At 49.3% G+C, this 11,887-nt stretch carries 11 protein-coding genes and 3 pseudogenes; 6 read left to right on the top strand and 8 right to left on the bottom strand.

All coding sequences use genetic code 11. The annotated features are described in order from the left end of the window. Positions 1 to 50: 50 nt before the first annotated feature. The 5 genes and pseudogenes from U869_RS0127790 to U869_RS32945 all read left to right on the top strand — a co-directional run. Positions 51 to 329: pseudogene (locus U869_RS0127790) on the top strand (transposase); the annotation flags it as partial. A 133-nt stretch (positions 330 to 462) separates the two neighbouring features. Further along, the gene (locus U869_RS29840) at positions 463 to 678 is read left to right on the top strand and encodes a hypothetical protein (protein WP_025122002.1); all 216 of its coding nucleotides are present in this window, start codon (positions 463 to 465) and stop codon (positions 676 to 678) included. 338 nt (positions 679 to 1,016) lie between these two features. Beyond that, complete coding sequence (locus U869_RS29835) at positions 1,017 to 1,637, top strand: hypothetical protein (RefSeq protein WP_232785412.1); 621 nt, start codon at positions 1,017 to 1,019, stop codon at positions 1,635 to 1,637. A 166-nt stretch (positions 1,638 to 1,803) separates the two neighbouring features. Further along, positions 1,804 to 2,067 (top strand): protein L, encoded by a 264-nt coding sequence (locus tag U869_RS31205; protein WP_071998309.1) that lies wholly within the window; start codon positions 1,804 to 1,806, stop codon positions 2,065 to 2,067. 297 nt (positions 2,068 to 2,364) lie between these two features. Further along, positions 2,365 to 2,473: pseudogene (locus U869_RS32945) on the top strand (VOC family protein); the annotation flags it as partial. Between the two features lie 390 nt (positions 2,474 to 2,863). On the opposite strand, the gene U869_RS29830 reads toward U869_RS32945, so the two are convergent. After that, the gene (locus U869_RS29830) at positions 2,864 to 3,274 is read right to left on the bottom strand and encodes a lysozyme inhibitor LprI family protein (protein WP_081795979.1); all 411 of its coding nucleotides are present in this window, start codon (positions 3,272 to 3,274) and stop codon (positions 2,864 to 2,866) included. A 297-nt stretch (positions 3,275 to 3,571) separates the two neighbouring features. Here U869_RS29830 and U869_RS0127765 point away from each other — a divergent pair, with 297 nt between their 5' ends. Beyond that, positions 3,572 to 3,997 carry a hypothetical protein gene (locus tag U869_RS0127765; RefSeq protein WP_025122004.1) on the top strand — a complete coding sequence of 142 codons (426 nt, stop codon included), beginning with the start codon at positions 3,572 to 3,574 and terminating at the stop codon, positions 3,995 to 3,997. 142 nt (positions 3,998 to 4,139) lie between these two features. Here U869_RS0127765 and U869_RS0127755 read toward each other — a convergent pair whose 3' ends face one another. The 7 genes and pseudogenes from U869_RS0127755 to U869_RS0127730 all read right to left on the bottom strand — a co-directional run. Then, positions 4,140 to 5,456 carry a ferric reductase-like transmembrane domain-containing protein gene (locus tag U869_RS0127755; RefSeq protein ID WP_025122005.1) on the bottom strand — a complete coding sequence of 439 codons (1,317 nt, stop codon included), beginning with the start codon at positions 5,454 to 5,456 and terminating at the stop codon, positions 4,140 to 4,142. Between the two features lie 161 nt (positions 5,457 to 5,617). Next, positions 5,618 to 6,520 (bottom strand): fimbria/pilus outer membrane usher protein, encoded by a 903-nt coding sequence (locus U869_RS32940; RefSeq protein WP_369795078.1) that lies wholly within the window; start codon positions 6,518 to 6,520, stop codon positions 5,618 to 5,620. A 33-nt stretch (positions 6,521 to 6,553) separates the two neighbouring features. Further along, positions 6,554 to 7,042, bottom strand: a pseudogene (locus U869_RS32935) (FimD/PapC N-terminal domain-containing protein); the annotation flags it as partial. A 194-nt stretch (positions 7,043 to 7,236) separates the two neighbouring features. Further along, positions 7,237 to 7,767, bottom strand: a complete 531-nt coding sequence (locus U869_RS0127745; protein ID WP_025122007.1) for a fimbrial protein — start codon at positions 7,765 to 7,767, stop codon at positions 7,237 to 7,239. Between the two features lie 813 nt (positions 7,768 to 8,580). After that, positions 8,581 to 9,645 (bottom strand): fimbrial protein, encoded by a 1,065-nt coding sequence (locus U869_RS0127740; RefSeq protein WP_157834776.1) that lies wholly within the window; start codon positions 9,643 to 9,645, stop codon positions 8,581 to 8,583. A 23-nt stretch (positions 9,646 to 9,668) separates the two neighbouring features. After that, the gene (locus U869_RS0127735; RefSeq protein ID WP_025122009.1) at positions 9,669 to 10,406 is read right to left on the bottom strand and encodes a molecular chaperone; all 738 of its coding nucleotides are present in this window, start codon (positions 10,404 to 10,406) and stop codon (positions 9,669 to 9,671) included. Between the two features lie 121 nt (positions 10,407 to 10,527). Continuing rightward, on the bottom strand, positions 10,528 to 11,887 hold a 1,360-nt coding region (locus U869_RS0127730; RefSeq protein WP_025122010.1), incomplete at its 5' end, for a fimbria/pilus outer membrane usher protein.

Raw genomic sequence — 11,887 nt, 5'->3', positions numbered from 1 at the left:
ATCATTGAAGATGCTTGATTTTGTCCACGTTGAGGATCATGCTTTCCGCCATGAAGATATTTATCACCGCAGAACAGAAAATCGAACTCGAACGCCTGCATGATTCCAGTAGGGATAAGCTCGTTTGTGATCGTATAAAAGCCGTCCTTCTCGCTTCTGAAGGCTGGAGTTCTGTGATGATTGCTCAGGCTTTACGCCTGCAGCAAACAACGGTTGATCATCACATCCATGAATACCTGAATAAAGGCAAGCTAAAGCCTGAAAATGGCGGTTCTAAAGGGATGCTCAGCGCAGAACAAACCGAACAACTTATCCGACATCTGTCTCAGAAATAATCGATTATCCGTAGCCTAGCCCATCCCCCTGCATTTTTGTCATGGCGACTGTTGCAGCTACCAACTTGCTTGGCCGAAGTATATACTGATCGTCATATCTTTAACCTCTGCTATCTGGAGAGATAAAATGAGTACCCGGCCAGCACGAGGCAGTTCTTCTGACAAGGTCACTGTGTACATTCGTGGTTTGAATGCCGGTTCCCGCTCCGTAAGCCGTCGTTCAATCGAAGAATCTGCTATGAACAATGCCAAAACCTCCTTTGAAATTGAAGGACACCGTTATAGTGACGCCGATTGGTCAAAAATCATCCGAATTGCTGATCAGCTTGATGCTGTCATCTAAAATGGGTGTCACAGAACCCAGAATCACTGTGGGGTCATTATTCACTCCTAAATGGCAGAGGTCGTAATGGTTGGTAGGTTTTTGGCGTACATCATCGCCAGAGGGGATCAAATCGCAATCTGAAAAAGTGGTTCCATGGCCCCGATAAAACCACGTACTATCAGAATGTTAACGATGCAAAAAACGCTCTTGAGGGCATGGCTAAATATCGGAATACTTCCCGCATTCAAGAGCTCCATGTTATAAATGACCATCTTTTAAGCGTTAATGAGGTCGCTCGTGACCAGATCATTAAAGAGCATGAGTAACTATCAGGCAAAGTGAACAAGGATAGGACGATGGAAAAGGTTAAAATAAAATTAGCCACATTGGGGTATATTCCAGCAAGGTTTGATATAAAAAAAGTAAAGCATTGGAAGTCTGAACTATTCGAAATATCCATCATTGACATTCACAATTTAAATTGCGAATCAGATATTGATTATTATTGGGTGTATTCTTATGGGTTAATAAATTGGCAAGTTACCGAGAAAGATTATTCCGATTATTTAGTAGTGCTAACAAATGTTCCACTAGAAAATAACTGGTATTCACGCAGGCTTGGCGGCAATAAGATTGCATTTACTTTTCATGAGATAAAAGATCATCTACTTTATGATAGCATCCCTTTGGAAAATGTAATTTACAGAATTTTATATGCATACTCATTGGTTTATCTGAGGTCAGGCAGGCGAATCCCAAACCATGAAGAAACTCCTGGGTTTACTCATGATGAAACCAAGGGATGTTTGTTTGATATGAACGGAATAAAATCTGTTCTTATTGAGTCATGCAATAAGCCGATTATATGTAAAGAGTGCGAACATACGTTAGCTAGTGCCAAAGTTCCTATTAATTTGACTGAAAACATTAAGCTAGAACTAAAAATGATTAAAAAGCATTATATTACAGATGGTTAGGTTTTATTAAGCTACACCCAATAATTTCACTGACTATATCCTCCTTCACTGTGATAATTTTCAGTGTAATTAGCTCTCTAATTGCTACTAATATCTATGAGTATTTCAAAACATCAATTTAGGTAAGGTTTTTACTGATGAAATATCTTAACTCAAGGAGAAGGAAATGGCAGCTTATACAAATGAGACAAAAAAACATCTAACACTAGTTTCAGGTGACAACGAACGCTGGAAATCCACATACGGACCAGGAAAAGAGGTGCCTGTTTCAGGGATTTATCGCTGTACTGTATGTGGAAAAGAAATCACAAGTAATAAAAGTGATCCTTTTCCACCTCAAAATCATCACCAACATAGTTCCAAGAAAGATATTTCATGGCAATTGATTATCAGAATTGATACTGCAGGTGATAACTTCGGTATTAAATAGCGAAGAAGTAATGTTGGTTCGTATAATGACGTTATGCTAAAAAGGCCGTGGCGAGGAAAAATTTTCGCAACGGCCTTTTCTACATAACGAGTCACACATTATGCACACCAGTGTTGTAGCACCAAAGTTGTAATGAGCTATGGCAATATCATTAAGAGGAAGCGTGAGTACAATATCAAGTACGTATGCCCCCATTTTCAGACAAGCTGTTATGTCACGAATAGCTTCATTTCGTACTTCTTCTGGCATCGTATAGACAAATTTGAATCGAAAGACAAAACCTTCTAACATCGCTATTTGGAACAGATTCAGAAACGTCTGGAAGACGTAGGCGCAACCATAGTGCTACCGACCTGGACGTCTTTTTCACTTCGCCGACCCCGATGGTTATCAACTGGCGGTATGATCAGATAACCGAGTATCCGCTCGCAAGCATCAAACAGAAAACAATCAGTCGATAGGTCAAAATCCCCTGCTTTTTTGATCGCGCTACGTGAAATCTGTAATGAATAACCCTAGAGATGTCATCCAGTGGTGGTGGAAAATTGCCGCGTCTGGCAAAACTGCACTTGTCCGTGGACGCCGATATCTAACAGGAAACCTAGCACCATCGCCATCTCTCACCTGATGGAGAAACTGAAATATCTCACGCCGTTCTGGATAAGAGCACTGAACCATAGACATTTCTAATGAGCCAGCGTATAGACATTCCTATTGAGCCTTGACAAAGGTAACGATAGATGAAATCTGGCTACTTGGCACGGTCATGTGTTTGTTGTTCATTACTTGAAACTGCTTATGGCAAATACGCTGCCCATTCTTTCAGTTGTTTGGTTCGGTCTTTCGTTCTCGTGACCAGACAGGACATCTGATCGGCGTTACGTCCCGTACCCGCTTGATTGATCACGTACCAGGCATCGCACTCGCTGTTGCGAAAGCGCAGCCATTGCCGTTGTGCTTCGATGAACTTCACCTTGAGCGTCGGGTAGTCAAGATATTCACTCTGTGACTTCGACATCCTTTTCAACAACTGCTGGTAAACCGTATTGAGTTCATTGTCCGCCAGTTCGTAAACCGCCTGGGCACGTTGATCCTCACACATTGGTGACAGATCATCTTTCGGACAGTCCTGAGCATGTACGGCACAGGATGACGCAAGAAAACTTGCAGCGATCAGCAAGCGGCAAAAATGTGGACTTCTAAGCATTGAAAATGTCTCTATTCAAATTAGTGACGATTGCCTATCTCAGGCAAAAGCAACCATACCAAGGCGATGTACAGATCGCCAACGGAACGCTTCTCGTGAGAATAAAACCCTGATTTATTGATCGCGCTACGTGTAATCTGAGAACTGTTGGCTGCCATTCCCCATCAGATTTCACGAGAATAACTCATGAAAAAATCAAAATCCCCTGCTCAGCTCTGGCCGATCCTGGCTTGTTCAAAGCAAGCTTAACGATGTACACTGACAACAGCCGGTTGCACATTTAGGAGGCATTTTTCTGTGTGGAACATCCATCCAACTCGCAGTTCATATGTACTCTTAGCGCAATATCTTTCTCCTCTTGATGCCCATATTGAAGCCGGACTTCTTCGGTCAGAAGGCATTGATGTCATGTTGCTCGACGAAAACATGATATGGAATAATCAGATGAGTGCACAGGCGGTCGGAGGTGTGAAACTTCTGGTAAAACAGTCTGATAAAGAGATTGCGACTCAAGTCATTGCTAACTTTCATCAGGGCGATTACCTGATTAATGATGATGAACAACTTTCGGAACCCTCATCGATACCAGCCGAAAAATCTACCTGGAGAGATAATGTGAATACCGTGCTGGCTCTGTTGCTGTTAATTGCAACGGGAATAGCACTGCCATTCCAACGATGGAAAACGCGCCGTGCTGAGCTTAACAACAAACAGGATCATTAAAGCCGGTGTTACTTGGCATCATCCCAGGCGTTTAGCCGTTAACTCACTCGCAAATAAGCAAACAGTAAGGCCAGCAAAATCACAATCACGGCGGTGGCAATCGCTAAACGATCGGCATACTGACGGCGCATCGCGTCTCTCCTCAGGCAAAGTTATAACGCTCAGAATGGTACTGTGACATCGGCACATCCAGTTCAGACAGCGTCTTCTCTATAGCATCCATCATCACGTTTGGCCCACAGATAAAGTATTCATGATCGGCATAGACCGGCGGCAGATGGCGTTTAAACAGGTCTGCATTGATAAACCCGCGTTCACCAGACCAATCCTCCGGTGGCTGAGTCAGCACGTGGACCACGGTCAGATTCACTCTGGTTTTCAAAACCTCCAGCTCTTCGCGAAAGGTAATCGACTCCCAGTCTTTACTGCCATAAATCAGGATCACCGGCTGGCGGTCGCCGCGATCGGCAAGCGTACGGATCATGCTGATCATCGGCGTAATACCGACACCGCCCGCAATCAGCACGCGCATATCAGACTGTTGATCAAGCGTGAATGCGCCATAAGGGCCATTCAGATACACACGTTGCCCCACCTGTAGCTTGCTTATGCTGCTGGTGAAATCCCCCAGATTACGAATAGACATCTCAACGCGTCCATCCTGCGCCTCTGCGCTAGAGGAAAATGAAAATGGATGGCCAGTGATGCTGAACGGGCTGCCCCAAACGGTCAACCAGCCAAACTGGCCGGGGGAGAAACGAAAACCCACGTGCCCTTCTGGCTTCATCAATAAGGTCGTGGTCTCCCCGCGTTCCTGCCGAACCTCCGCGATTCGGTAAGGTTTTCTCAACATAAACAACGGCTTGATAATGCGAACATACAGCAACATACCAAGCCAGAAAATGATTAACGCGATCCACAACCCACGTTTCCAAGGATTGCCCAGATAGTAACTCCAGCCAATCATGTGAAAAATCCCGGCGACCAGAGCGACTAGCGCCAAAATAATATGCGTGAGATGCCAGGTTTCGTAACTTATCTTCAACGGCACACGCCAGAGAGCCATGATCACTAGTGCGATCAATGAATAAGTCGAAATTGCGGCAAAACGGGCGCGCCACGGTGCCTCGATAAAATTGAGCAATGCCAACAGTTCTGGGCGGGCGATAAACAGAATGATCGGATGGGCAATCACCAACCCTACGGCGATAAGTGATATCTGACGGTGAAAATGATAGATAACATCTTCGCCAAGTGGCTCGGTTACGTAGCGAAAACGCGCCGTCAGGCCAAACTGCAACCCCATGATGCCCAAGCCAGCGTAGCCTAAAGCAACCGAAAACTCGGTCCAGAAATCGCGAGTGCTTGGCATTGCTCCCAGCAAGAGTGCAAACAGAGGAGCCAGAATGAAAAACAGGTAAATCAAGAGCCAACTGACACTACGCATCTGGTAGTTCATTGGGATACTCCGTATCACATATATTGATACTAAGTATAAATCAGCTCAGGATTTTCGCTTTGCCAGTCAGCTTCAGCGATAAAAACGAACGGCTGATATTTCAGGCAAAACACGAAAACTGCTGGTCACTTTAAATGACCAGCATTAACCCACAGCCAATATTACGGAGTCACTATATTGAACCAGAATTCAAATTTGTCCATGTAACCGAGCATCTCTTCCAGCTTGGCACCATTACCCGAGACCTTAACTTCCCCTTTATCTTCAGCCTGCTTGAGCGTTTCCTCTTTCAGGATAATCTTGTTCAGGGTTGCCCGGTCCAGCGTGATTGTCGCGTCAGCCTCTTTAGCGGCTGCATTGGCAGTATGGTTAAGGACGCCATTTTCCAGTTCCAGCTTGTACTTACCACCGTCATTACCGAGGTCAATGTTAAATACGGCTTTGGCTTTGCCCGCCTTCTCCCCATTAATATGTACTGCCAGATAATCGAAGAACATTTCCGGTGTCATCGCGCGGACGGTATCAGGGCTGGCGGTATTCGGGGTTGGCCCTTTCAGCACGCCATTACGCATCTGCGGCACCGCCGCATAGGCCACGGTAAAGCTGCGGGTCTGGCCGTCAGCTTCGGTCACCGTCACCAGCAGATCGCCGGAATAGCCGGTACTGTGGAGATCGTCGATGGCAAACGGCCCTGGCGGTACGCTGGTCTCGTGGATCACGTTGTTGCCCTGACGGACGGTGACCTTGGCGTTAGAGTTGGCAATGCCACGGATCACCGGCGCAAAACCGTTCTCGGTATCGGGGTTCATGCGGGAATCACTGGTCAACTGCACACCGGTGAACGGTACGCTGTCAAACTGATCGCCTGGCGTGAAGTATTGCCCCACAGAGAACTGCGCTCTGAGTGGTGCGATCGACCGCTGAGCGTAGCTACTGATAGCCTGATAGTGGCCGGTATTGTTGCCCCCATCCGTCCGGGTGTAACTGCTGTTATGCCGTAAACGCCAGGCCCCCAGATTGATCCCGCTGTTAAAACCGCCAAAATACTGGGTGGTATTGCCCACATCCCGGTTATCGGTGTGGAAGGCATTGAGGTTATAACCGACAAAACCGGCAGTGACGCCATGATCCCACAGTTCGGGCGCGACCACGCCACGGCGTGAACCGATAAAGGCCTGAGGGACGGTGATCTCCAGCATCAGTTCACCGGTATTGGCGCTTAACTTGAAACCGGGGATAAATTTCCCGGCGTCAAAGCACTTATCATTCTTTAACGCCTGTTGGGCCAGCGCCGCTTCGGGGAGTTTGCTGGCATCCAGACCCCATTGCAGTACCTGCTCAGGCGTAAAGCAATAGTTCACCTCAGCTTCGGGGACGGTATGGGTCACCGCGATCTCCTGGCGGCCCACCCACAGTTCATTGACGTACACATCGAAGCGGTATTGGCCGGGGGTCAAGGTGTTGCCTTTGCTGAAGCGTGAGAGATCGGCCGCCTGGCCGCTGAGACCACGGAAAAAGCCGGGGTCAAATTCTGCCAACTCTGGAGAATTCGGGTCTGTGGCGTGGGCAGCCGTACTTACCGCCATCGCTAACAGGCTGGTCAAAAAGATCTGACGAGTCTGGCGAGGAGTAAATGCGTATAAGACGTTAGCAAACATAAATATTCCTCCGGAGATGGTGGTTACAAACAGTGGGGAATTGCATTTTTTTAAGAACACCCAATTTGCGGATGCCCTTAAAAAAGGCGGGGATACCGTGACTACGGATATCCCCAGCGGGATCAGTTGTAGTTCATTGAGAATTCAACGTGTGAGACCACCTGACCTGCAGATGCCCCGCCATCCTTGGAGAAATACTGGGCATAGAACTTCAGGATCCCTTCTTCACCCACGATTGGGGTGGTTACGGTGTCTGACGCCAGGTTGAGCGCGGTACCTGCTGCATCCAGCAACTGAACTTCTACGTTAGTGGCAGCATTGGTGGCGGCCAGGTTTTTCATGTTGCCTTCAGCGCTGATGTTCGGGCCATTTTCGAAGGTGGCAGTGGCGCCGGTGGTGCCCACATCACAACCAGACAGTTCGAAGGTGACTGGCACGCGCCCAGCCCATGAGCCTGCACCGGTCAGGGCGGACTTGGACAGCGTTGGCAAAGTGACGTTCTTGACCGCCGGGCTGCTGGCTCCATTAATCAGGCAGGTGCTTTCCGTCAATTCACCGGTAATATTGATCTGCGCGTCGTAGGCAAAGGCGTTGCTTGCCAGGCCAGCCAGCAAAAGGGTTGCCAGGGCGGCTTTGATAGAGATTGCTTTCATATTTTATATTCCTTGGTTTTACTAACGAGTATTCAGCACAACGAATGGTTTGCTGTTGATTAAAATTAACGATGAACAATGTTATTGATTCATAATTACGAAAGAGCCCTGAGTGGGAATATCTCAGGGTTTGAATATATTGCCACATTGCTGATCGGGGTAAATAAGGATAGCCTTATTTCATTATTTCCTAGCGATGACTGGCGATTCAGATAAAGCCAGGGAATAATAACAACAGAAGTATAAACGAAAACTAAACGGAAAAATCCCAATATGATCCAGATCAACATTCACATTAAAATACAAATAAAATCAATTTGTTATAAAAATAAAATCAAAAAACAAAAATAAGCGTGACAGTTATTTAAATGCCAGCGCAGGTCTATTTATTTAAATGCAGGAAATTGATATAAGGAAAACCTTATTGAAGGCTGAATTATTGTTTTTGTTTGTTGCTGAATTTGGGGTGTAAATACCTTACACGAAAAAGCCTCGGATCGACTCTAGCTAGCCTGCCGTGGAGCCCCTCCCCCTAACCCTCTCCCACAGGGAGAGGGGACCTAACGTGCCACAACTTGATTTCCGTGCTCGTCCTCGACATCAATCCTGCTACCGATTACCTCTGCACCTGAATCCGGCGCAGGACTAGCCCCCAGTGTTCATGAAATCTCTGCCTTTACATCGGGAGAGGGCTGAGGTGAGGGGAAACCGTGACCAGTATTACTCATAGGGAACCTCCGGCCTAGCTGGAGGTTCCCTATGTACAATAAAAAAACCGGCAGATTCACCGGTTTTTTGTTGGCTGCGATATTGTTACTGGTAAGAGAACGTCACCGTGGCTCGGGCCTTCACGCTGCCGGCCACCATATTCTGCTCCGTCTGCACGTATCTGGCTTTCAGGGGGATGGTAAAGACCTCACTCCCCCCGCTGCTAGCGGAGCCGATATACCACTGATTGGTATTCCCCGAGGCCGAAGAATCGGGGCCAAAGGCAATGGGCAAGCCATCGCGGAATATCTGAACGCCCACGCCAGACGCGGTAGTGCCCTCCGCAGGTTTGAGCGTATTACCGTTATTGCCAGGATCGGAGCCATCGGTCATGGTGGCATAAAGCTTGACGCCGGTGCCGCACAGTGTTCTCAGCGAGAAATCGGCCGGGGCACCTGCTACAGAGCCCACGCCGCTGAACTGTGTTTTGCCGACCGGTAGCAACGGCACATTCTGCGTGTTGCTACCGAGGATCTGGCAAGTACTGGCCTTAATGGTCACCGTGCTGGGGTTGATTATCAAATCGCTCTTATCGGTAACCGTTGAATTAGGCCCATTGCCATAGACATAAAGCGGACTCTGACTAGCAATTTGGTAAACACCGCTGGTCAAACGGCCAATGACGATCAGCTTGGCATGAATGCTTATCCCCAGGCCTGCCGATGGGCTGGGGTCTGGATAAAACGCAGTGATTGGAAAGTTTACCGGCGTATAAGCCGCCGCCGAGGTGGCTTTGATCCCCATAATGATGCCGATGCTCGGGATATTGGTGGCATATATCGGATAGATGAGACCGTTCTCGCTGTAGGTGATACCCGGAACTCTTGTCCCCATCGTCGGTAATGTCAGGCCATGTGTAAGAATGCAGGAGGCATCGCCGGTCAGGAAATTGGGGCTGTTCATCACCGCTGCCCAGCTACTAGAAATAGGCTGGCCGATGGTGGGGCCGTCCGCTCCGCCTTCAAACACCAGCGGCGGGAAGGTAATAGAGATCGGCGGCGGTGAATTGCATATGAAAGCATAGCTCTTGGAACTACCCAGTATCGCCAGCGCCACGCCACACAGGGATAACGCGATCAGTCTAGCGCGCAATGTTTGTTTCATCTTCATTATCAACTCGCAAACTTTATCTATCATGGTGTTAATGGTGTGGTTTGTTCAACTGACGCACCATAGTCGTTAACCCAGTTGTAAATCACATTGGCTTGCCCGGCCGGTAGCGTACCCACCCCTTTCAGCGTGAGATTCTGAGTGCTGAACGGTGCCAGGGTTTTCCCTTCGGCATTGTTAAACGCCGCACTGCCACTTTTCAGGGCGACATTGGACAATGAGACATAGAACGGGCTGTTGTTACGCACCTGTAGCTCAACGCCGCTTTTACCAGGCGTTCCCCGTGACCAGGTCAGAGACTCGGCGGCTTTGACCGGGTTACCCGCCAATCCTTCTGGGCGATAAAACAGTTTGATGCGTGAACGATAAGCCACCTGCATCACATTGGCATCGGCATCTTTTGGCAGCGGCGGCACGTCGAGCAGGTTGAACCAGAAGATAGACTCCCGATCTTTAGGCAGTGCTGCACCGGTAAACACCACGCGAAATGCTTGCCCTTTGTTAGGGTCAATACGCACCAGCGGTGGCGTCACCAGGAACGGGGCATTGGCGGTATCGGCACGGCTATTGGGGTCGCCACGGTCGATCCACACCTGAACCATTGAGGGCTCCTTACCCATATTGGTCGTTTTTACGGTGATTTCCCGATCTTTAGCCGGATAAACCAGCCGGGTACCGGAAATAACCACGTTGGCCTGCACCTGAAATACCCAACTGCACAGCACGGCAAAGAGAAAGGCGATAACTCGCGATCTGTTCATGATTGATATCTTCCAATAAAAAATGAATAAGAGAAAAACAGCTCTTTAAATAATCATAGCGCTTAAAAACAACTATGTAGGATCCGGTTTTCCGCCCAGCATTGCCGAGCAGAAATCGTGTTTACAGCTCGCACTTCGCAGCGATTTTTGGGTAGTCCGGTAACTTGTCCAGATTGGCAGGTAAACGGTACAGCAGCGAACAACGCTGGTTGGTGTCCGGCCCCCATTTCACCACCAGTCGCCCTTGAGGATCCAAACCGCGCACGAAGATCAGGTCGCCCTGGCCCACCATCGCCAGATACTGCCCCTTGTTACCCAGCACTTCTGCCCCTAACGGGATCGGTTTGCCGTCGGTTCGGGTAGCCTGCAACATCACCGGCGTGCCGGTCTGGGTCTCGTATTTCAGCGTCGTGATCGCCCCGGCGCTGGGAGCGACCTGCTGAGAACTCCCCTGGATCTCCACGTTCTGCGAAGTTCCTTTCGGATCGAGCGCGATTTCGTTCTGGCGATATGGCATCAACCCAGAAACCACCCCGAAGCCGTTCCCCTGCACCGCGGCGCCGACGTTGCTGCTGATTGCAGCCCCTTCAGCCCCTTTGGCCTGCACCACCACCATAGTCTCCCCCTGGTATTGTGTGAAGTTGACACCACCCGGATGAGCAACCACGCTGCCGCTCAGCCCCAGATTCAACTGCCGGGTGCTGTTGCCACTGCTGGCACCGCCGCTCATCACCGCATACGGGGAACTGTACTGTACGTTGCCACCCAGTGAATTGGTGCTGTGACTGTCAGCCCGGTTGCTGCTGCCAAACGCGTTATAGCTCAATTGGTTATTTTCACCCACCGTACCGCTCAGGGTGGTTTGCGCTGTGGTGTTCTTGCTGTCGCTGTAATTCAGTGAGGTGGTCAGCATTGGCACATGTGCCCGGCTGCCGAGAGGAATGCTGATGCTGAGCAGGTACTGCGTATCCGACTGACCCACCGAGCCAATGGTCCGGCTAATGCCCACGTTGAAGCTCCCCCACCGGTAGCTGTTACCATATCCCGCCTGGAACGTGGTACTGGTGCCCCCACGATTATGCCAGTAGTTCTGCGCCGAACCGCTGAAGAACAGGCTGCCATACCCATCGGCCAACGGCTGGTTGATGTTCAGTTGATAGCGGTTACGCGGCCGGGCAGACTCGGCAACGCTGCCTATCAGGCCGGGCAGGCTACTCACCTCGTTAAACATCGGAGTCTGGGTGCTGCGCGCCCGGGCAAAATCGCCGAAACTCAGGTAGCCCTCACTCGAAAAACGGTAGGCTGCCAGGGTAAAGTTGGTACGCGTCTCCGGCAGCAACTTGCTGTAGGTCGCCCGGTAGCTCTGCCCCTGCATATGATCATCGATCCCGGTGGCATTACCCTTCAGGCCGGTCGCCCAAGACTGGGTAAGATCCAGCGCAAACGCACCCACACCGGTGTGAACCGTACCGGGTTTCTTG

The sequence above is a fragment of the Serratia sp. H1w genome, from assembly GCF_000633355.1.
Taxonomy (GTDB): domain Bacteria; phylum Pseudomonadota; class Gammaproteobacteria; order Enterobacterales; family Enterobacteriaceae; genus Chania.
The sequence above is the reverse complement of the archived record's forward strand: the minus strand, read 5'-3'. Positions and strand labels throughout refer to the sequence as shown.

Coding starts and splice junctions, on each gene's coding strand:
- U869_RS0127735 (WP_025122009.1), bottom strand. CDS start 10,406: ATGAACAGATCGCGAGTTATCGCCTTTCTCTTTGCCGTGCTGTGCAGT.
- U869_RS29830 (WP_081795979.1), bottom strand. CDS start 3,274: ATGCTTAGAAGTCCACATTTTTGCCGCTTGCTGATCGCTGCAAGTTTT.
- U869_RS29840 (WP_025122002.1), top strand. CDS start 463: ATGAGTACCCGGCCAGCACGAGGCAGTTCTTCTGACAAGGTCACTGTG.
- U869_RS0127745 (WP_025122007.1), bottom strand. CDS start 7,767: ATGAAAGCAATCTCTATCAAAGCCGCCCTGGCAACCCTTTTGCTGGCT.
- U869_RS0127755 (WP_025122005.1), bottom strand. CDS start 5,456: ATGAACTACCAGATGCGTAGTGTCAGTTGGCTCTTGATTTACCTGTTT.
- U869_RS0127740 (WP_157834776.1), bottom strand. CDS start 9,645: ATGAAGATGAAACAAACATTGCGCGCTAGACTGATCGCGTTATCCCTG.
- U869_RS31205 (WP_071998309.1), top strand. CDS start 1,804: ATGGCAGCTTATACAAATGAGACAAAAAAACATCTAACACTAGTTTCA.
- U869_RS29835 (WP_232785412.1), top strand. CDS start 1,017: ATGGAAAAGGTTAAAATAAAATTAGCCACATTGGGGTATATTCCAGCA.